The organism is Corynebacterium sp. p3-SID1056, from assembly GCF_025152525.1.
Taxonomy (GTDB): domain Bacteria; phylum Actinomycetota; class Actinomycetes; order Mycobacteriales; family Mycobacteriaceae; genus Corynebacterium.
On sequence record NZ_JALXXL010000001.1, the window covers coordinates 145,545 to 164,822 of the forward strand.

Sequence of the window (19,278 nt, forward strand, 5' to 3'; positions counted from 1 at the left end):
AGGAGAAAACCTTTTGTCTGCACAAACTGAGCATTTCGACGTTGCCATCATCGGCACCGGCTCCGGCAACAGCATCCTCAGCCCGGAGTTTGACGATAAGAAGGTGGCCATCATCGAAGAGGGCACCTTCGGCGGCACCTGCCTGAACGTCGGCTGTATCCCAACCAAGATGTTCGTGCTGGCCGCCGATGCCGCACTCCAGGCCCGCGAGGCGCAGCGCCTGAACGTCGACTTGGAGTTCCGCGGCGCGGACTGGCATGCGATCCGGAAGCGAGTGTTCGCCGATCGCATCGACCAGATCGCTTCCGGCGGCGAGGCCTACCGCCGCGGCGACGAGTGTCCGAACGTGACGGTCTTCGATATGCATGCGAGTTTTGTTGGGCCGAAGACGCTTGCGACGGGGCAAGGTGGCGTCGAAAAGCGAATTAGCGCGGACACCATCATCCTCGCCGCGGGCGCAAGACCCTTTATTCCGGAGTGGGCCGAGGGCGTGCCCTTCCACACGAACGAGGACATCATGCGGCTGCCCGAGCTGCCGAAGTCGCTGACCATTGTGGGCGGCGGGTTCATCGCGATGGAGTTTGCGCACATCTTCGACGGCCTCGGTTGCGAGGTGACGATTGTGAACCGATCGCCGCTGATGCGCGCGCTCGACACGGAGCTGCACGAGCGCTTCAACGAGCTGGCGGAGGACCGCTTCACCACCCACATTGGGCGCACCGTCAGCTCCGCCCGCAAGCGAGATGGCCAAGTCGAGCTCACGCTTGACGACGCCACCGTGGTTACCTCCGAGGCACTCCTCATCGCCACCGGGCGCGTGCCCAACGGCGACCGCCTGAACGCGGAGGCCGGCGGCGTCGCGCTGCGCGAGGACGGGCGCGTCAAGGTAGACGAGTACGGCCGCACCACCGCCGAGGGTGTGTGGGCGCTCGGGGACGTCTCCTCCCCCTTCCAGCTCAAGCACGTGGCGAACGCCGAGCAGCGTGCCGTGACCCACAACGTGCTCGCGGCCATGCGAGGCTCCGACGAATTGGTACCCATGCCGCACGAGCACGTCCCCTACGCGGTGTTTACGCACCCCCAGATCGCGGTGGTGGGGTTGACGGAGCAGCAGGCGCGGGACGCGGGCCATGACGTGACGGTGAAGGTGCAGAACTACGGCGACGTGGCCTACGGCTGGGCGCTGGAGGATACGACCGGGCTGGTCAAGCTCGTGGCGGATCGAGAGTCTGGCAGACTCCTGGGAGCGCACTTGCTTGGACCGCAGGCCTCCACCCTCATACAACAGCTGCTCACCGTCATGGCCTACGACCTGGATCTACGCGAGGTTGTTCGCCGCCAGTACTGGATCCACCCAGCGCTGCCGGAGGTCATCGAAAACGCGTTGCTCGGTCTCGACCTGGCGTTTCGAGAGTTCTAACCCATTCGACCACCCCCATATCGGGGGGTTGTAGTTTCGATAGGGAAAGTGTCAGTGAGCTTGGAAACCTGCACGTCAGATAATGGTTGTGTAACAGATACGCTACGAACCTAGATAACATTGGCCCCATTTTTCACGTGGCCGAAAGTTTTTCGGCGGGCCCTTGTGCATCGCCAGGAAGTATCCATTATGGTTATTCCTCGACACCGGGATCCGAGTCCATCGGGCTTGTCATTCGGTCCTAGGAGCCAAGGCCCCTGGATTTTCTCCGTTAATCCCCGGACGTCTTGCAAGTACTATCAGAGAAGGATTTCGTTTCATGCGTAATTTCCGTAAGGCAGCCCTCGCAGGCGCAACCGCAGTTGCCGTGGCATTCGGCTCCACCACCATGGCCGTCGCCGAGGAGACCAACAACGACGTCGAGCTCATCAACGAGACCGACCAGACCGAGGGCACCGACACCCCGTCTGACAACAACGAGGGCAAGTCCAAGGCTTCCACCAAGATCGGTGCTGGCCTCGGTGCATACGACAAGGACGGCGCTACCGCTGCTGACGGCGAGGCCATCTTCGGCTCCGACAAGACCGGCTTCGGCGAGCAGCCGGGCTGGGCAAAGGCTTTCTACGCGCTGACCGTGTTCTCCGCAGTCTCCGCTTTCATCGGCCTGGTTGTTGGCCCGGCATACAACTTCGTCGTCCACGGCATGCCGAACCTGTAAGTCGCGGAAACCCGCACACAGACAATAACGATTTTCTCGAAAGAAGGAACATCAATGCGTAACTTCCGCACCGCAGCTGTTGCTACCGCAACCGCACTGACCGTCGCACTCGGCGGCGTCACCGTCGCTACCGCTGAGACCACGGATGGCGAGACCTCCACCGAGTCCACCTACACCCCGCACCCGAGCCGCCCGAAGGAGGAGACCAAGAACAACGACAGCTCCGTCGCGTTCAAGGGCTTCGACGGCCGCAAGGGCGACAAGTCCTTCGGCGAGTCCATCAAGGACGGCGTCAAGGGCTCCTTCGATGGCAAGGGCTCCTCCCACTACGTCAACGATGCTGACAAGCCGTTCTACGGCGTCGACGCATTCGGCAAGGAGAAGGACGCTGCTGCTATGCCGCAGTGGGCACGCATCTGGTACGACGGCACCATTGTCGCTGGCATCGGCGCTCTCGTCGGCCTGGTCATCGCTGGCTTCAACTTCGCTTCCTACAACGGCCTCATCAAGCTGTAAGAAGCACTAACGAAGGACTACACGTCCTCGTTTGAATCACCTCCCCCACCGGTTTCCGGTGCGGGAGGTTTTTCGTATGCCTTGGAGCCGCTGGAGGCGTCTGCGCGGGGTTGCGGCACGCCTGCATATGGAGCTAGCTCCATATACGGTTTACAAGACGACAAACCGCCTGGTCGAGAACAGGATGCTTCTTTAAATGGAGCTAGCTCCATCTACGGTTTTTCGGTTTACAAAACACCAGGTCACCGAGTGATCGGCTCCCTATAAGGAGCTAGCTCCGTTTGGAGCTCGGCGAGTATCAAACCTGCAGGTCGCTGATCAGTTGTACTTCCAGATGGAGCTAGCTCCATCTGGAAGTGTGCGCGCTGCGCCCATAACCAGCGTCTGCAAATACACGATGCGTCCCCATCGACGCGGGCCCCGGCACCGCCCCCCCGTGCGACACCGGGCAGGGTGCCCCCAGCTCCCCAGCCCCCGTCAAACCTTCCCCCAGAGTTGGAACCTCCCCGTACTAGCTGAGCAATACTAGCTGAGCATGAACTGCCCGGCGGCGTATTGCTCGTCCGGGATAGTGAGGATCTCGTTGCCATCGTCGGTGATGACGATGGTGTGCTCGAACTGGGCGGTGTATTCGCCGTCTCGATTCTGGACGGTCCAGCCGTCGTCCCAGATGTCGTACTCCAAACCACCCAGGTTGATCATGGGCTCGACGGTGAGCGTCATGCCGGGCTCGAGGACGTCGCGGTAGGCGTCAGAGTCGTAGTGCAGCACGACAAGGCCATTGTGGAAGGTCGTGCCGACCCCGTGGCCTGTGAAGTCGGTGACCACGTTGTAGCCGAAGCGCTTTGCGTAGGACTCGATCACGCGGCCGATGACGTTGATCTCGCGGCCCGGCTTGGCGGCCTTGATGCCGCGCATCGTCGCCTTGTAGGTGCGCTCGACAAGGTCACGGTGCTCCTGGGACACCTCGCCTGCGAAGAAGGTCGCGTTGGTGTCGCCGTGGACTCCGTTTTTGTAAGCGGTGACGTCGATGTTGACGATGTCGCCTTCCTGGATCACAGTGGTGTCCGGGATGCCGTGGCAGACGATCTCATTCAAAGACACGCAGCAGGACTTCTCAAACCCGCGGTAGCCGAGCGTGGAAGGGTACGCGCCGTGGTCGCACATGAACTCATGCGCGACGCGGTCGATCTCGTCGGTAGTCACGCCGGGCTTGACTGCAGCGCCCGCGACCGCCAGGGCGTTCGCGGCGATCTTGGAGGCCTCACGCATGCGCTCGATGGTCTCCGGCGTCTGAATGAGCGGCTCACCGACGTTTTCTTGTACGTCGTCTTTCCATGCGTATTCGGGACGCTCGATGGATGCCGGTACCTTGCGGATCGGCGTGGGTTTTCCTGGTGTGAGTTTTCCTCTCTGATTCATGTCTGCCATGGTAGTCCCCCGCCAAAGCGCACCCGGCAGCACCGGTTAGGGGTTCAAGTTATGCAGCATCCTGTCGGTAATCGCCACAGCGGCTTCCGAGCCGCCACCCAGGACGACGAGGGTAGCGAAGGCGATGTCGTCGTCGGCGCGGTAGCCGGCGAACCAAGAGTGCGAGCCGCCGTTGATCTCGGCCTCACCGGTCTTGCCGCGGATGTCGCCGCCAGCGCTCATGCCGTTGGCCGTGCCGCCGGGCGCCGTGACCGCTGCCATCATCTGCTGCAGCTGCCCCACGGCCTCCGGGGGCATCGCCCCGGGCTCCTCGCTCAGCTCGGTCTTCTCGCCCTGGATCAGGTACGGCACGGGCATCTTTCCGTGTGCTGCGGTGGCCGACACGAGTGCCATGCCGAAGGGGCTCGCCAAATCCAGTCCCTGCCCGTAGCCGGCCTCCGTACGATCGAGCGGCTCCTCGCCCACCGGGATTGACCCCGTGATCGTATCGAGACCCGGAATCTTCATGTCCAGACCAAGGCCGAACTGCTTGCCAATCTGTGCTAGCTCGCCGGGGGCCAACTTCGTAGAGATGTCGGCAAACGTAGTGTTGCACGAGTGCGCGAAGGCGGACTCCAGGCTCACGCTACCCAGGCTGAACCCGGCGTAGTTGGTCACCGTACGCCCGAAGATGTCCATCGTGCCCGGGCACGGCACGACCGAACCGGTGCCGAGGCCCTGTTTCTCAATGCCAGCGGCGGCAGTGATGATCTTGAACGTGGAGCCCGGCGGATACTGCCCCATTGTGGCCACGTTGCCGTCCCTATCCGCCGCCGGCGTCTGGGCCACGGCGAGGATGCCGCCCGTCGACGGTCGGATCGCCACAATCATCGCCTGCTGTCCGGCAACGGGCTCAAGGGCGGCTTCGGCCGCGCGCTGCACGCGGTGGTCCAGGCTAATGTGGACCGCGGGCGCAGGGGCGGCGTCCTCGCGCTCGAGCTCCTCGTAGGCCGCACCATTCTCGTTGACGACGCTGACGTTCCAGCCCGCTTCCCCTTCGAGGTCCTCGCGGACCAGCGCGCCCACGCGCGCCATGATGTCGGGCGCAAACGACGGGTCGGCATTCACCATCGCCGCCTCCTCGTTCAGGCGCACACCGGCAAGCCCGCCGAGCTTGTCTTCGACGGCGCGCTGAGCCCCCTGCGGCACCATCGCCACCGAGTACGTGCCCTGGGCGTTTTCGAGGTCGGTGGTCAGCTGCGCGGCGTCGCGAAGCGGCACGGCGCGGTCCGCTTCATGGCCGGCGGCAAGTGCCTCCGAGATGCGGAACGCGGTCTCGGGAGCAGTGTCCATGGCGTTGGTGTCCACGAGCAGGCGGTAGGCGATGCCGGGGCGCAGCAACTCGACGCCGTCGGAGGACACCACGCTCGCTTCTTTCGGCGTGATCGAGCGCAACTCGAGATGCTGGTGCGCGCCAAGCCTGGGGTGCAGCACGCTCGGCTGCCAGCGCACCGTCCAGTCGTCGCCGGTCTGGGTCAGCGTCATCTGTGCCTCGTACGACAAGTCGCGGTCGCGCGGCAGCTGCCAGTGCATGGAGTAGGTCGCGGTGGCAAGGTTCTCAGACTGGCTGACCCCTGTGAGTTCCGCATCCAGCGAGTCGGCCTGCAGGCCGTCCCAGGTGGCGTTGATGGAGGTGGAGGCGGACGAGGGGTCGTCGACAAGCGGGGCAAGGCCCTCGGTATCGCGGGAGACAAGCGCATCGAGCATCGCCTGCGCCGCGGGTTGCGCATCGTTCGGGCGCGGGGTGCATGCAGCGAGCGCGGAGGCGAGCACGACCGCGCCCGTGAGCAGGGCGAGAAGTCGTTGCATGGCACAAAAATAGCAGCGCTGGGACCACTCCCAGCGCTGCCACGCGTAAGGCACGCGACGGTCTAGTTGGTGACCTTGACCTCTGCGCCGCCTTCGCCCTTCGCCAGGCCTTCCTCCTCCGCGATGCGGTTCGCGTGGCGGATCAGCGTCTCGACGATGTCGGCCTCGGGCACGGTCTCGACGACCTCGCCCTTGACAAAGATCTGGCCCTTGCCGTTGCCGGAAGCCACGCCCAGGTCCGCGTCGCGAGCCTCGCCCGGGCCGTTGACCACGCAGCCCATGACGGCGACGCGCAGCGGGTACTCCAGGTTCTCCAGGCCTGCGGTGACCTCCTCGGCCAGCTTGTACACGTCGACCTGTGCGCGACCGCAGGACGGGCAGGAGACGATCTCGAGCTTGCGGGGACGCAGGTTCAGCGACTGCAGGATCTGGTCGCCCACCTTGATCTCCTCGACCGGATCTGCCGACAGGGACACGCGGATCGTGTCGCCGATGCCCTGCGAGAGCAGCGCGCCGAAGGCCACCGACGACTTAATCGTGCCCATGAACTTCGGGCCTGCCTCGGTCACGCCGAGGTGCAGCGGGTAGTCGGTCTTTTCAGCCAGCTGGCGGTAGGCCTCCACCATGAGCACCGGGTCGGAGTGCTTGACCGAAATAGCGATATCGCCGAAGCCGTGCTCCTCGAACAGGCCGGCCTCCCAAATCGCGGACTCAACCAGCGCCTCCGGAGTGGCCTTGCCGTACTTTTCCAGCAGGCGCTTGTCCAGCGAGCCGCCGTTGACGCCGATACGAATCGGGATACCTGCATCGCCCGCGGCCTTCGCGACTTCCTTGACGCGGCCGTCGAACTCCTTGATGTTGCCCGGGTTCACGCGCACCGCGGCACAGCCTGCGTCGATCGCGGCGAAGATGTACTTCGGCTGGAAGTGGATGTCGGCGATCACCGGGATCGGCGACTTCGCCGCAATCGCCGGCAGCGCGTCCGCGTCCACGGTCTTCGGGCATGCTACGCGCACGATGTCGCAGCCGGTGGTGGCCAGCTGCGCGATCTGCTGCAGGGTGGCGTTGATGTCGTGCGTCTTCGTCGTGGTCATCGACTGCACCGAAATCGGGTGCTCCGAGCCAACACCCACGTCCCCCACCATCAGCTGGCGGGTTTTACGTCGCTCCGCCAGCGTGGGCGGCGGGCCTTCAGGAATACCTAATCCGATGGGGAGATTCATAGTGCCCAACTCTAGCACCGCGCGTGTACGCGGTCTTTAGCCGCCAAAGCGGATCGGATTGACCACATCAGCCACCATCACAAACACGCCGACCGCGAGCAGGGCCGCGGCCATGGCGTAAGTCAGCGGCATGAGCTTTTGGTAGTCCGCCGGGCCGCCTGGGCCAAGCCCCCGCAGGCGCCGGGTCGCGTCGCGCAGCTTCTCGTACAGCACGACCGCGATGTGCCCGCCGTCCAGCGGCGGCAGGGGCACCAGGTTGAACAGCGCGAGGAAGAAGTTCAGGCTGGCCAGCAGCATCCAGAACACCGACCACTGGTCCTGCTGCGCCAACTCGCCGCCGGCGCGCGAAGCTCCGATGACGCTCACCGGCCCGGTTACATCGCGCTCCTGGCCAAAGATGGAGGCCACCACGCCCGGGATCTTGCCCGGAAACGCGATCAGGCCATCGACGGTCGCGCCCAGCATCTGGCCGGTAAAGCGCAGGGTGGCGGGCACCGCCTCCGCGGGGCCGAACTGCCGCATCGCATCCTTCACCGGCGCGCTGGTTACGCCGATCGCACCGGCTTCGAAGGCCTGCCCGCTGGCCGGGTCGAGGCGGGTGACACTTGCGACGTGCACATCCGCGGTGAGCGGCTCGCCATCACGCTCCACGCGCACGGCCACAGTCTCGCCGGGGCGCGCCATGACATAGTCGCGCAGGTCGGTAAACGCCACCACCTCCTGGTCGTCGACCGCGAGCACCTTGTCGCCCGGCCGCAGCCCGGCGTCCGCGGCTGGGCCCCCGCCCGTACACGGTGCGAGCGTCTCCGCATCGACCTGGTCCGAGGTACACGCGAGCTCGCCGATGGTGGGCGTGCGGTCGGCGTACGGGTTCGGGATCGCAGCGAGTACGGCCACCAGGTAGGTGATCACCACGCCGATGAGCAGGTTCATCACGATCCCACCCGACATCACCGCCACGCGCTGCCACCAGGGTTTCTTGTACATCGCCCGCGGCTCTTCGTCGGGCGTGAGCTCGTCTTGGGCGGTCATACCCGCGATGTCGCAAAACCCGCCAAAAGGCAGCGCCGCCACACCGTATTCCGTGTGACCGCGCGTCGTCGACCACACCGTCGGGCCAAACCCGATGAAGTAGCGCCGCACCCGCATCCCGCAAGCGCGCGCAACCGCCAGGTGCCCCGCCTCGTGCAGCGCAATCGACACCGCAATCCCAAGCGCGAACAGTACGATCCCAAAAATCCCCACCGGTGCCCCCTACGCGCCGCTCAAGCGCGCCGCCGCAGCCGCCGCTTCTCGACGCGCACGTGCATCCACCGCCAAAATCTCCTCCACCGACGAGGGCGCAGACGCGTAGCTCGACGCGCCGTCAAGCACCTCCTTGATCGTGTCCACGATCTGCGGGAAGCGGATCTTGCCGTCGAAGAAGGCGTCGACGGCGACCTCGTTCGCAGCGTTGTAGATCGCCGGGTACGGGTCACCCATTGATGCCACCTGGCGAGCCAGTTCGACCGCCGGGAAAGCGCTGTTGTCCAGCGGCTCGAAGGTCCACTCCGAGGCCGTGGAAAAGTCCAGGCACGGCTGCGCACCGGCGACGCGGCCCGGCCACGCCAGCGCGTGCGCGATCGGCATCTTCATCGACGGCGGGGAGGCCTGCGCGATCGTCGCCCCATCGACAAAGGTGACCATGGAGTGGACGATGGACTGGGGGTGCACGGTGACGTCGATAAGCGAGGGCTCGACGTCAAAGAGCAAGCTGGCCTCGATGAGCTCCAAGCCCTTGTTCACCATGGTCGCCGAGTTGATCGTGTTCATCGTGCCCATCGACCAGGTCGGGTGGGTGACGGCCTGCTTCGGCGTGACGTCCCACATCTGCTCGCGCGCCTGGCCGCGGAAGGGGCCGCCGGACGCGGTAAGCACGAAGGAGGCGACATCCTCGCGGCGGCCCGCGCGCAGCGCCTGCGCCATGGCGGAGTGCTCCGAATCCACCGGCACGAGCGCGCCTTCTTGGGCCTCGCGAAGCACGACCTGGCCGCCCGCAACGAGCGACTCCTTGTTCGCCAGCGCGAGCACCGCCCCCGAGCGAAGCGTGGCGAGGGTCGACGAGAGGCCGGCTGCGCCCACCAGCGCGTTGAGTACCACGTCGGTTTCCTGAGACTCCGTCAGCTCGCGGGCGGCCTGCTCGCCGGAGATGACGGTGCCGCCAAGCGCCTCGCCGACCTTTTCGGCGGAGTCTTCGCTCTGCACCGCCACCTGGTCTGGCTTGAGGCCAAACTCTTGCGCCTGCGCGATGACCGCTTCGGGATCGCGACCGCCCGCAGCAATGCCGACGACTTCAAACGTGTCGCGATTCTCGCGGATAACCTCGCACGCCTGGGTGCCAATAGAACCGGTAGAGCCTAAAATGACAATTCTTTTCACCCCGCCATTGTGGCATGCGGGTTTGGATCGGCGGGCGGTCGGCGCGGGTAGGTCAAAAGTTTGCACCTATTAGGGGTACGGGATGCCCATTCGGGGGCGAAGTGTGACAATATGTTCACAGTATTGTTTTCCGCTCCGGCTCTGGTCTGCGTGCACGCAGGAAGGCCGGGCGCACCAACGCTGACAAAGGAGTATGGCAGTGGCCCACGCGAAGGATAAGGCACCGCAGGTGTACAACGGCGTTTCCGAGGCGGACGTCCCGTCTGCACGCTTCGGTTGGAGCGAGCAGAGCCGCGGCACCATTCAGGCTGCTGGCTGGGTCTCCGTCCTGGTGCTTATCGCCTACAACTTTGGTAACCACAAGGGCCACGTCGAGACGATCTGGCTGATCGCCCTTGCCGTCCTCATTGCGCTTGGCTTGATCCTGTACGCCACCCAGCCGAAGCTGAACCAGGTACGCACCGTCACCTCCCACAACAAGCCACAGGGCCACGTGGAGCCGGACTGGACCTACGACCAGAAGACGCTCTCTGGCGCGTACGCCAACCTCAACGAGCGCGAGCTGCGCGCACTGAACATCGACCCGGCTCGCCTGCAGGGTCTGCAGACCCAGCAGTCCGTTGGCGCTGCGTCGACCGCCGACGATGTCGAGGTCGTCGAGGTGGCTCCGCGCGGCAAGCACGCCGCCCGCTAGGCAGACATCCTTCGAAACCGGCCCCCTGTTGGGGGCCGGTTTTGGTGTTTGTGGGGGTCTTGTTGGCGTGCGTTGGTGCGCTCGGGGGCTGGCGGTCGCGGTTTTCGCAGGTAACGTCGGTTGTTCGTCGTGATTGTAAACGGAGCTAGCTCCATTTAGACAGCGCGCGCGGTAAAACACCAGGTCGGTATTCGGCGGCAGGGCCAAACGGAGCTAGCTCCATTTAGACAGCGCGCGCGGTAAAACACCAGGTCGGTATTCGGCGGCAGAGCCAAACGGAGCTAGCTCCATTTAGACGTGCGACAAGACGCCCCAAACCCCCAAACGGCGACCCCCCAACGCTCCCGCGGCTATCCCGCCTTTTCGTCGGCGGCGAGCTGGCCGCAGGCTGCCGCGATTTCTTGGCCCTTCGTGTCACGGACCGTGCACGTCACGCCCTGGGCGGCGACGCGGCGCACGAACTCGTCCTGCCGCTCGCGCGGGGACGCATCCCACTTGGACCCCGGGGTCGGGTTGAGCGGGATGAGGTTGACGTGGACTCGGGAACCGAGCGCGTTGTGCAGCTTCTTGCCCAGCATGTCGGCGCGGAAGTCCTGGTCGTTGATGTCGCGGATCAGGGCGTACTCGATGGAGACTCGGCGGCCGGTCTGGTCGGCGTAGTAGGCCGCGGCGTCGAGGACCTCGGAGACGGCGAAACGATTGTTGATGGGCACCAGGGAGTCGCGCAGCTCGTCGTCAGGCGTGTGGAGCGAGACCGCAAGGGTGACGGAGAGGCCTTCGTCGGCCAAGCGGCGGATCTGCGGCGCCAGACCGACCGTGGAGATGGTCACGTTGCGCTGGGAGATGCCGAATCCGTCCGGGCTGGGCTGGGTGATTTGGCGCACCGCCGACATGAGCCGGTTGTAGTTGGCCAGCGGCTCCCCCATCCCCATGAACACGATGTTGGAGAGGCGGGAGCCTTCTGACTCCATCATCGCGGCGGCGGCACGCACCTGGTCGACGATCTCCGCGGTCGATAAGTTGCGGTCGAGCCCGCCCTGGCCCGTGGCGCAGAACGGGCACGCCATGCCGCACCCGGCCTGGGAAGAGATGCACAGGGTGGCGCGGTCGGGGTAGCGCATGAGGACGGACTCCAAAAGGATCCCATCGTGCAGGCGCCACAGCGTCTTGGTGGTGTCGCCCTCGTCGGTCTCGACGGTGCGGACCGGCCTGAGCAGGGTGGGAAACAGCGCGTCTTTGACCAGCTGACGCTGCACCTCGGGCAGGTCCGTCATGGTCAATGGGTCGGCCTCGAACTTGCCGTAGTAGTGGCGGGCGATCTGGTCGGCGCGGAACTTCGGCAGCCCCAGTTCCTTCAGCGCGTCAATGCGCTCCTGCTTGGAAAGGTCCGCGAAGTGCTTCGGCGGCATGCCGCGCTTCGGCGACAACAATTGGATCTTGGGTACATCGCTCATAATGCAGCCATTCTTGCACGTAGAGCGATGCTTTTCTAATCCGCTACAGCGGGTTCATAATCGCCGCGGCGTTCAGCAGCATGTAGGTCGCACTTGCCGCCGGCAGCATGCCGTCGAGCCGGTCCATCAGACCGCCGTGGCCCGGCAGCAGGTTCGACATATCTTTGATACCAAGCTCACGCTTGAACTGGCTTTCCACCAGGTCCCCCAGCGTGGCACACAGCACCAGCGCGATGCCTAAGATGATGCCCATCCACCACGGCCCGTGGATGAGGAAGTGGACCACGGCAATGCCGGTGATCACGCCGAAGCAGACCGAGCCCGCGAAGCCCTCCCAAGACTTGTTCGGGCTGATGGCCGGGGCCATCGGGTGCGAGCCGAACATCACACCGGCGGCGTAGCCACCGACGTCGCTCGCCACGACGCACAGCATGAAGGCGGCGATGAAGCGGCTGGCGGGGAGCGAGCCCTCGTCGATAAGCGAGATCATGGCAGCGAAGCTGCCGAACAACGGGATCCACACCAGCACAAAAATGCCGACCGCCGTATCCCGCAAGTAGTTTTCCGGAGTGTGGTGGCGGCCATTGTGGAAGAGCCGGTAGAACATGAGGAAGAGCGCGGTGAACGCGAACCCGATGACCAGGCCGGCGGTTTCATACGGCGCGGAGGCCCAGAGCATGATCTGCCCCAGGATGATCAACAGGGTGCGGGGTTGCTGGTAGCCCACCTCGCGCAGGCGGGTGAGCACCTCCCACATCGCCAGCGCCACGGCGAGCGCGACCAGCGGGTACCAGGCGTAGGGGCCAATCAACAGCGCGGCGACCACCACCGCACCCAGCACGAACGCCGTGGCGATCGCGACCGGGAGGTTACGCCCCGCGTCATTCTTCGGAGTCGGAGCCTTCAAGCGGATCTGCGGCCACCTGGAGACCTCGGAAGGATCGGGATCGGGAGTTGGTGCTTGCACTTTCGCCTCGCTGTGTTGGAAAACGACTGGACTCGGCGGGAGGGACTAGACCTCCATCAGCTCGTCTTCCTTGCGCTGCACCAGCTCATCAATCTGGGCGACGTAGGTCTGGGTCGTCTTGTCCAGCGACTGCTCCGCGGTCTTGACCTCGTCCTCGCCCGCGTCGCCGTCCTTCTGGATCTTCTTCAGTGACTCCATGCCGTGGCGGCGCACGTTGCGGATGGCGATCTTGCCCTCCTCGCCCTTCTGCTTCGCGTGCTTGACCAGGTCGCGGCGGCGCTCCTCGGTCAGCTGCGGCACGGTCACGCGGATGACCTGGCCGTCATCGGTGGGGTTGACGCCCAGATCGGAGTTGCGGATCGCGTTCTCGATCTGCGGCAGGGTGGACATGTCGTAGGGCTTGATCAGCAGCATGCGCGGCTCCGGGACGGAGATGGTTGCCATCTGGTTGATCGGGGTGGGCGCGCCGTAGAAGTCCGCGATGACGCCGTTGAACATCGCCGGGTTTGCGCGGCCGGTGCGGATGGTCACCAGCTCGTCGCGGGTGTGCTCGACCGAAGCGGTCATGCGCTCTTCGGCGTCCAACAGAACATCATCAATCATGGTTTTCCTCACCTGTAGTTGTAAACGTTCCCCACTAACCTACCAGCGACACCGGCCCCCTACACTTATGCCATGCAGCATTCGGCGTTTACTCACCGCGCGCAGCTCACCGTGGCCCACCACGGCCCCCAAACGCGCTCACGCACCCGCCTTTCCGGGTGGGAGGTGCCGGTGAAAGACTCGGTCGATGTCGCCGGCTGGCCCACCACCAACGGCAACCCGGCCCGCGCGTACACCGCCACCGAGACCGACCCGATCGTGCACATGATCCTCGGGGCCGGCGCGACGATCCTGGGCAAGACGCTGACCTCCGAGCTTGGCGCGACCTGCTACGCCGAGCGGCCAGGCGTGCCCGTCCTCGAATCCCCCGCGCACTCAGGCTGCACCCCCGGCGGTTCGTCGACCGGTGCCGCCGTCGCGGTAGCGGAGGGTCAGGTGCGCGCCGCCCACGGCACCGATGCGGGCGGCTCCCTGCGCGTGCCCGCCGCAGCCTGCGGGATCGTCGGCTTCAAGCCGGCCTCTCCGCACGTCGCGGCCCACGGGTTCCTCACCCGCACGGTCGCCGACCAATGCGCGCTCTACGGCATGCAGCCTTCCGCTCCTCGCCGGCTGCGCATTGGATTGCTTCTCGACGCCCTCCTCGTCCCCGCCAACACCTCCCTCGCCATCGCCGACGCCGTCGAGCGGGTTGCGTCGCGATTGTCGCGGCACCACGAGGTCGTACGCATCCGCCCCTACCGCGAGGCGGGTGAGACCTTCGAGCACTTCTCCAACCGCATCCGCCATTCGTTTACCAGCATCGATCCACTAGACAACGAGTATCTGCAATGGCTCAATGTGGAAGGCTCCCGCGTCACCTCTGCGGATATGCGGGCCGCGCGCGAGCACATCGACGCACTGCCGCACCTCTTGGCGCAGCAGTGGGACGTGGACGTTGTGCTCTCACCTACGCTCAGCGCAACGCCACCCAAGCTGGGCTATTTCCCCTCGCTCAGACCGGAGGAAAGCTTCTACGAGCAGACCGTATGGTCACCCTGGTGCTCGGTGTTTAACGTCACCGGCAGCATGGCCATTTCCGTTGGCGGGGTGCACCTAGGCGCGCTTGGCGGGGCGAGCGCACCTTCGGTCAGCGCGACGGAGCTATTGAACCTGGCGTGGCAAGTTGAGGGGTTGGGCATTTAGCTTCGGCATGGGGGTTAGGTCCCGTTACGGGTGGCGGGGATGGGAATTTGGTTTGGTTTGACGAAGGCGTGACAAATTCTACATACATAGCTCGCCTATCAATCGGCGAGCTGAGCGAATGGCAATCCTGTCAATTTGCTGTGTAGAAAAATTCACAGCACCCGCAACACCCCCGAAAAACGCCTAGGCCACCAGCGTACCGATCTGCTCGCCGGACACCGCGCGAGCGATATTGCCCTGCTTAAGCAGGTTAAACACCAAGATCGGCATGTTGTTGTCCATGCACAGCGAGAAGGCAGTGGCGTCCGCAACCTTCAGCCCCTGTTCGATGACCTCACGCGGCGAGACCTCGGTGAGCAGCTTGGCATCAGGGTTGGTGCGTGGGTCGTCGTCGTAGACACCGTCGACGCCCTTAGCCATGAGCAGCACCTCGCAGCCGATCTCCAGCGCGCGCTGTGCGGCCGTGGTGTCGGTGGAGAAGTACGGCATGCCCATGCCTGCGCCGAAGATGACCACGCGGCCCTTCTCCAGGTGGCGGGCGGCGCGCAGCGGCAGGTACGGCTCGGCGATCTGCGCCATGTTGATGGAGGTCTGCACGCGGCAGTCCACGCCCTTCTGCTGCAAGAAGTCCTGCAGGGCCAGGCAGTTCATCACGGTGCCGAGCATGCCCATGTAGTCGGAACGGGCACGGTCCAGCCCGCGCTTTTGCAGCTCCGCCCCGCGGAAGAAGTTGCCGCCGCCGATCACCACGGCGACCTCGGTGCCGGACTTGGCAACCTCGGCGATTTGCGACGCCACGCTTTCCACCACGTCTGGGTCGATGCCAACCTTGCCGCCGCCAAACATTTCACCACCCAGCTTGAGCATGACGCGTTTGAAGCCGTTGCGGTCGGGGGCGAATTCAGTCACAGTGTGACACTCCTTTTCACGAAAAGCCGGGTGTGCGTGGAATATCCGCTCACAATTCTAGCCAGAGTCGCGCACGAGGCGATAAATGCACGCAAAGAGCGCCCAACCTCCTGGTCAGGAAGTTGGGCGCTCAGCAGCAAGCACAGCGAGGCTTATGCCTGGCCGACCTCGAAGCGGACGAAGTCGGTGATCTCGATGTTGTGCTCCTCGGTGAACTGCTTCACCGTCTTCTTGGAGTCACCCAGGGACGGCTGGTCGAGCAGGACGACGTCCTTGTAGAAGCCACCCATGCGACCCTCGACGATCTTGGCGATGGCAGCTTCCGGCTTGCCCTCGTTGCGGGTGATCTCCTCCTGGACGGCGCGCTCCTTCTCCACGACGTCGGCCGGGATGTCCTCCTGCTTGAGGAAGCGGGCCTTCATCGCAGCGATCTGCAGCGCGACCTGGTGTGCAGCCTCAGCGTCGTCGCCGGTGTAGGCAACGAGCACGCCGACGGCCGGCGGCAGGTCAGCGGAACGCTGGTGCAGGTACTTGGCGACGTTTGCGCCCTCGACAGTAGCGGCGCGACGCAGCTCGAGCTTCTCACCGATCTTCGCGGACAGGACCTGGAGCGCCTCCTGAGCGGTCTGGCCGTCGACGTCAGCGTTAGCCAGCTCTTCTGCGGAGTTTGCCTTCACTGCTGCAGCGGCGTCAGCGATCTTGGCCGCGAGGTCCTTGAACTCCTGGTTCTTCGCCACGAAGTCGGTCTCGGCGTTGACCTCGACGATGGTGTTACCGGAGACAGCAACCAGGCCCTCGAGGGCGTTGCGCTCAGCGCGCTTGCCCACGTCCTTTGCACCCTTGATGCGCAGGTTCTCCACGGCCTTGTCAAAGTCACCCTCGGTCTCCTCGAGCGCCTTCTTGCAGGCCATCATGCCGGAGCCGGTGATCTCACGGAGCTTCTTCACGTCTGCTGCGGTGTAGTTCGCCATAGTTGGGCGATCCTCCTCGTTAAGATTTATGCAACTTCCGTCCCCACCTCGCGCGGATTAACGCGAGACGGACACGCAAGTTAGCTGTGATAAGTAATCGTGTAAAGGGTAGCCGACTTTTGCCTCGTCGGCATGCTAGACGCGGCTAGCAATCCCCTTCACGCAGTTCACCCCGCGCTTCGCTCGCGTCCCGGCCCAAGTACAACACAAGTACAACTGGGGCGGACGTGAACCGAAGACGCGGGGTGAGTGTACGGCAAAAGGTGAAGCCGAAGTAGCTACGACTTAGGCCTCCTTATCGGAGCCTTCCTCCTGCTTTGCCTGCTCGGCGGCGCGCACAGCGTGCGGCTGCTCGACCGGTGCGACCTCCTGCGGCGCTGCAGCCTCGGCTGCGGCAGCGGCCTTCGCCGCGTCAGCAGCGGAGACGTCGTCGGAGGATGCAGCCTGTGCAGCGGCCTCAGTGGCCTCTGCCTGGAGCTTGGCGTCGTTGTCGCCGACGGCGTCGCGAGCTGCGGCGAGCTGACGCTCTTCGCGCTGCTGCTTACCAGCGATGACTGCCTCGCCCACGACGTGGGTGAGCAGCTTGACTGCGCCGATGGCGTCGTCGTTGCCCGGGATCGGGAAGTCGACGAAGTCCGGGTCGCAGTTGGTGTCCAGCACAGCAACAACGGGGATGCGCAGCTTCTGCGCCTCGTTGACGGCGATGTGCTCCTTGTTGGTGTCCACGATCCACAGCGCGGACGGGGTCTTGGTCATGTCGGCGATGCCGCCGAGCACGCGCTCAAGCTTGACACGCTCGCGGGTGAGCATGAGGACTTCCTTCTTACCGCGGCCGGCGTAGCCGTCCTCGGCTGCGTCCATTGCCTGCAGTTCCTTCATGCGGGCAATTCGCTTGGACACGGTCTGGAAGTTGGTGAGCATGCCACCGAGCCAACGGTGGGTGACGTAGGGCATGCCGACGCGCTCTGCCTCTTCCTGGATGGACTCCTGCGCCTGCTTCTTGGTGCCGACGAACAGGATGGTGCCGCCGTGTGCAACGGTCTCCTTGACAAACTCGAACGCCTCGTCGATGTAGGTCAGGGTCTGCTGCAGGTCGATGACGTAGATGCCGTTGCGGTCGGTGAAGATGAAGCGACGCATCTTCGGGTTCCAACGACGCGTCTGGTGGCCGAAGTGGACACCGGCGTCGAGGAGTTCGCGCATGGTTACAACTGCCATGGGAATGTCTCCTTTGGAGAAAGTAGTTCGGTTATGTACTGGTTGCGTGCGGGTTTTTATCCCGCACCCTGGCACCGTGCGTGCCGTGCACCCCTGCTTAAGGGGACCTTTGCCCGGCTCGCGCGTATCGGCGCGCGGAGTCAGCAGCGTGCAAAGCGTGCATACTGCCGGGACAACTATACGCGCAACATGCTGCAACACCTAATTGTGGATAACCATCCCGCGTTATCCACAGATTTTTCGTTTAGTCTTCCGACCAAGCGAAGCATCTGCTTTACATAGATGTATGCACCGCTTTTCGACGCCCACCCGCTCCCCAATCACCGCCATCCTCACCACCCTCCTACTCCTACTCATTACCGCCACCCCTGCTCGCGCCTGGGTCGACCCAACCACGACCGCCCCGTCCGCCACCCAGGTGCTCCGCCCAGCCGAGATCCCGAAGCGCAACTGGCAGCCCGGACACCGCGGCGTGGACCTCGCCGCCGAACCCGGCGCGAGAATCTACGCTGCGGGTGAAGGCACCGTCCACTTCGCCGGCACCATCGCCGGCACACCGGTGGTGTCCATCCACCACCCGGAGGGGTTCCGCACCACCTATCAGCCGGTGCGTACCACACTGAAGAAGGGCGAGGTGGTGGCCGAGGGCGACGCCGTCGGCATGCTTGCCTATACCCCGCCGAACGCCCCGAACGCGCACCTTGGGCTGCACTGGGGCGCGCTGCGCGGCAAGGACGGCTACTTCGACCCGCTCACGCTTCTTGATCCCCCGCGCATCCGGCTGAAACCGCTCAACGCGGGCTAGGCCCGCGGGTGCGCCTGCTCGTAGACGCGGCGCAGGCGTTGCGCAGAGACGTGCGTGTAGATCTGCGTGGTCTGCAGGCTCGAGTGCCCGAGCATCTCCTGGACCACGCGCAGGTCCGCACCACCCTCGAGGGTGTGCGTCGCCGCGGTGTGGCGCAGCGTGTGCGGCGTGATGTCGCTTAAGCCCGCGCGCTGCGCGGCGCGCTCGACGATCCGGCGCACCTGCCGCTGGTCAATCCGCGCTCCCCTACTGCCGACGAACAGAGCGCGGGTCTCGCCCGCAAGCGCGTCGCGCCCCTGCTCGAGCCAGTCCTGCATGGCCAGGCTCGCCCGCTCGCCGAAGGGCACGGTGCGTTGCTTGTTGCCCTTACCTGTCACGCGCGCGGTCTGGCGGGCAAAGTCGACGTCGCCGATGTCGAGGCCGGTGAGTTCGCCGACGCGGATACCTGTGGCGTAAAGCAGCTCGAGTATGGCGCGGTCGCGCAAGCCTTCGGCGGGGTGGGCGTCGTCGGCGGTCTCGGCCTCGACGAGCTCGCCGGCGCGGTCGGGGTTCACCACCGTGGGCAGGGGGCGTGAGACCTGGGCGGTGACGAGGCGGGCGGCGACATCTGCGTCGAGCAGGCCCTGCTTGTACGCCCAAGTGGAGAAGCCACGAGCGGTAGCGGTGCGCCGGGCGATGGTGGTGCGTGCCTTGCCGGCGCGCGTGGCGTCGGCAAGCCAGGTGCGCAGCGTCTCCAGCGTGAACTCGTCGAGCGTGCGCACGTAGTCACCGAGTGAGCGCAGATCTGCCGCATACGCCTTGACCGTGTTCTCGGAACGGGCCTGCACGGTGCGCGCGTAGTCGGCGTAGTCTGCTGCGGCCGCAAGGAACTGCGTGCCGCCCCCATAGTCACTCATGCCAC

Annotated in this window: 18 protein-coding genes; 6 read left to right on the forward strand and 12 right to left on the reverse strand. The window is 64.8% G+C overall.

Translation table 11 applies throughout. The features are described from left to right. The first annotated feature begins 13 nt into the window (after positions 1 to 13). The 3 genes from mtr to M3G14_RS00725 all read left to right on the forward strand — a co-directional run bounded on the left by mtr (position 14) and on the right by M3G14_RS00725 (position 2,654). Positions 14 to 1,420 carry a mycothione reductase gene (mtr, locus tag M3G14_RS00715; RefSeq protein ID WP_259923914.1) on the forward strand — a complete coding sequence of 469 codons (1,407 nt, stop codon included), beginning with the start codon at positions 14 to 16 and terminating at the stop codon, positions 1,418 to 1,420. Between the two features lie 319 nt (positions 1,421 to 1,739). Further along, positions 1,740 to 2,138 carry a hypothetical protein gene (locus tag M3G14_RS00720; RefSeq protein WP_259923916.1) on the forward strand — a complete coding sequence of 133 codons (399 nt, stop codon included), beginning with the start codon at positions 1,740 to 1,742 and terminating at the stop codon, positions 2,136 to 2,138. A 54-nt stretch (positions 2,139 to 2,192) separates the two neighbouring features. Further along, the gene (locus M3G14_RS00725) at positions 2,193 to 2,654 is read left to right on the forward strand and encodes a hypothetical protein (RefSeq protein ID WP_259923918.1); all 462 of its coding nucleotides are present in this window, start codon (positions 2,193 to 2,195) and stop codon (positions 2,652 to 2,654) included. Between the two features lie 525 nt (positions 2,655 to 3,179). Here M3G14_RS00725 and map read toward each other — a convergent pair. The 5 genes from map to dxr form a co-directional block, all read right to left on the reverse strand. Beyond that, positions 3,180 to 4,076, reverse strand: coding sequence for a type I methionyl aminopeptidase (gene map, locus M3G14_RS00730; RefSeq protein WP_259923919.1), 897 nt, complete (start codon positions 4,074 to 4,076; stop codon positions 3,180 to 3,182). Between the two features lie 45 nt (positions 4,077 to 4,121). Next, on the reverse strand, positions 4,122 to 5,933 hold the full coding sequence (locus M3G14_RS00735; RefSeq protein ID WP_259923921.1) for a penicillin-binding transpeptidase domain-containing protein: 1,812 nt from the start codon (positions 5,931 to 5,933) through the stop codon (positions 4,122 to 4,124). A 62-nt stretch (positions 5,934 to 5,995) separates the two neighbouring features. Continuing rightward, positions 5,996 to 7,156 carry a flavodoxin-dependent (E)-4-hydroxy-3-methylbut-2-enyl-diphosphate synthase gene (ispG, locus tag M3G14_RS00740; protein WP_259923924.1) on the reverse strand — a complete coding sequence of 387 codons (1,161 nt, stop codon included), beginning with the start codon at positions 7,154 to 7,156 and terminating at the stop codon, positions 5,996 to 5,998. A 36-nt stretch (positions 7,157 to 7,192) separates the two neighbouring features. Further along, positions 7,193 to 8,401 (reverse strand): RIP metalloprotease, encoded by a 1,209-nt coding sequence (locus M3G14_RS00745; RefSeq protein WP_259923926.1) that lies wholly within the window; start codon positions 8,399 to 8,401, stop codon positions 7,193 to 7,195. Between the two features lie 9 nt (positions 8,402 to 8,410). Then, a complete protein-coding gene (dxr, locus tag M3G14_RS00750; protein WP_259923927.1) occupies positions 8,411 to 9,574 on the reverse strand; it encodes a 1-deoxy-D-xylulose-5-phosphate reductoisomerase in 1,164 nt (387 codons plus the stop codon). 193 nt (positions 9,575 to 9,767) lie between these two features. On the opposite strand from dxr, the gene M3G14_RS00755 reads away from it, so the two are divergent. Continuing rightward, a complete protein-coding gene (locus M3G14_RS00755) occupies positions 9,768 to 10,268 on the forward strand; it encodes a DUF2631 domain-containing protein (RefSeq protein WP_259923928.1) in 501 nt (166 codons plus the stop codon). 350 nt (positions 10,269 to 10,618) lie between these two features. Here the strand turns inward: M3G14_RS00755 and rlmN are convergent, their stop codons facing one another. The 3 genes from rlmN to frr are packed head-to-tail and all read right to left on the reverse strand — an operon-like array spanning position 10,619 to position 13,292. Continuing rightward, complete coding sequence (gene rlmN / locus M3G14_RS00760; RefSeq protein ID WP_259923930.1) at positions 10,619 to 11,722, reverse strand: 23S rRNA (adenine(2503)-C(2))-methyltransferase RlmN; 1,104 nt, start codon at positions 11,720 to 11,722, stop codon at positions 10,619 to 10,621. A gap of 43 nt (positions 11,723 to 11,765) precedes the next feature. After that, on the reverse strand, positions 11,766 to 12,689 hold the full coding sequence (locus tag M3G14_RS00765) for a phosphatidate cytidylyltransferase (RefSeq protein ID WP_396122162.1): 924 nt from the start codon (positions 12,687 to 12,689) through the stop codon (positions 11,766 to 11,768). Between the two features lie 45 nt (positions 12,690 to 12,734). After that, positions 12,735 to 13,292: a ribosome recycling factor gene (gene frr / locus M3G14_RS00770; RefSeq protein ID WP_259923932.1), complete on the reverse strand. Its 558-nt coding sequence runs from the start codon at positions 13,290 to 13,292 to the stop codon at positions 12,735 to 12,737. 72 nt (positions 13,293 to 13,364) lie between these two features. Between frr and M3G14_RS00775 the strand changes: the two genes are divergently transcribed. Further along, positions 13,365 to 14,474, forward strand: coding sequence for an amidase (locus M3G14_RS00775; protein ID WP_259923934.1), 1,110 nt, complete (start codon positions 13,365 to 13,367; stop codon positions 14,472 to 14,474). Positions 14,475 to 14,657: 183 nt separating this feature from the next. On the opposite strand, the gene pyrH is transcribed toward M3G14_RS00775, so the two are convergent. The 3 genes from pyrH to rpsB form a co-directional block, all read right to left on the reverse strand. Further along, positions 14,658 to 15,341, reverse strand: coding sequence for a UMP kinase (gene pyrH / locus M3G14_RS00780; RefSeq protein ID WP_259924302.1), 684 nt, complete (start codon positions 15,339 to 15,341; stop codon positions 14,658 to 14,660). 194 nt (positions 15,342 to 15,535) lie between these two features. After that, positions 15,536 to 16,354 carry a translation elongation factor Ts gene (gene tsf, locus M3G14_RS00785; RefSeq protein WP_259923936.1) on the reverse strand — a complete coding sequence of 273 codons (819 nt, stop codon included), beginning with the start codon at positions 16,352 to 16,354 and terminating at the stop codon, positions 15,536 to 15,538. 285 nt (positions 16,355 to 16,639) lie between these two features. Further along, entirely contained in the window at positions 16,640 to 17,572 is a 933-nt protein-coding gene (gene rpsB / locus M3G14_RS00790; protein WP_259923938.1) for a 30S ribosomal protein S2, read from the reverse strand. Between the two features lie 286 nt (positions 17,573 to 17,858). Between rpsB and M3G14_RS00795 the strand changes: the two genes are divergently transcribed. Beyond that, the gene (locus tag M3G14_RS00795) at positions 17,859 to 18,377 is read left to right on the forward strand and encodes a M23 family metallopeptidase (RefSeq protein ID WP_259923940.1); all 519 of its coding nucleotides are present in this window, start codon (positions 17,859 to 17,861) and stop codon (positions 18,375 to 18,377) included. On the opposite strand, the gene M3G14_RS00800 is transcribed toward M3G14_RS00795, so the two are convergent. Next, complete coding sequence (locus M3G14_RS00800) at positions 18,374 to 19,273, reverse strand: tyrosine recombinase XerC (protein ID WP_259923943.1); 900 nt, start codon at positions 19,271 to 19,273, stop codon at positions 18,374 to 18,376. The genes M3G14_RS00795 and M3G14_RS00800 overlap by 4 nt on opposite strands. Between the last annotated feature and the right edge of the window lie 5 nt (positions 19,274 to 19,278).

Bases quoted from the DNA above. Each gene is read 5' to 3' on its own strand.
- M3G14_RS00720 (WP_259923916.1), top strand. From the start codon at position 1,740: ATGCGTAATTTCCGTAAGGCAGCCCTCGCAGGCGCAACCGCAGTTGCC.
- M3G14_RS00725 (WP_259923918.1), top strand. From the start codon at position 2,193: ATGCGTAACTTCCGCACCGCAGCTGTTGCTACCGCAACCGCACTGACC.
- map (WP_259923919.1), bottom strand. From the start codon at position 4,076: ATGAATCAGAGAGGAAAACTCACACCAGGAAAACCCACGCCGATCCGC.
- M3G14_RS00735 (WP_259923921.1), bottom strand. From the start codon at position 5,933: ATGCAACGACTTCTCGCCCTGCTCACGGGCGCGGTCGTGCTCGCCTCC.
- ispG (WP_259923924.1), bottom strand. From the start codon at position 7,156: ATGAATCTCCCCATCGGATTAGGTATTCCTGAAGGCCCGCCGCCCACG.
- M3G14_RS00755 (WP_259923928.1), top strand. From the start codon at position 9,768: ATGGCAGTGGCCCACGCGAAGGATAAGGCACCGCAGGTGTACAACGGC.
- rlmN (WP_259923930.1), bottom strand. From the start codon at position 11,722: ATGAGCGATGTACCCAAGATCCAATTGTTGTCGCCGAAGCGCGGCATG.
- frr (WP_259923932.1), bottom strand. From the start codon at position 13,292: ATGATTGATGATGTTCTGTTGGACGCCGAAGAGCGCATGACCGCTTCG.
- M3G14_RS00775 (WP_259923934.1), top strand. From the start codon at position 13,365: ATGCAGCATTCGGCGTTTACTCACCGCGCGCAGCTCACCGTGGCCCAC.
- pyrH (WP_259924302.1), bottom strand. From the start codon at position 15,341: ATGCTCAAGCTGGGTGGTGAAATGTTTGGCGGCGGCAAGGTTGGCATC.
- tsf (WP_259923936.1), bottom strand. From the start codon at position 16,354: ATGGCGAACTACACCGCAGCAGACGTGAAGAAGCTCCGTGAGATCACC.
- rpsB (WP_259923938.1), bottom strand. From the start codon at position 17,572: ATGGCAGTTGTAACCATGCGCGAACTCCTCGACGCCGGTGTCCACTTC.
- M3G14_RS00795 (WP_259923940.1), top strand. From the start codon at position 17,859: ATGCACCGCTTTTCGACGCCCACCCGCTCCCCAATCACCGCCATCCTC.
- M3G14_RS00800 (WP_259923943.1), bottom strand. From the start codon at position 19,273: ATGAGTGACTATGGGGGCGGCACGCAGTTCCTTGCGGCCGCAGCAGAC.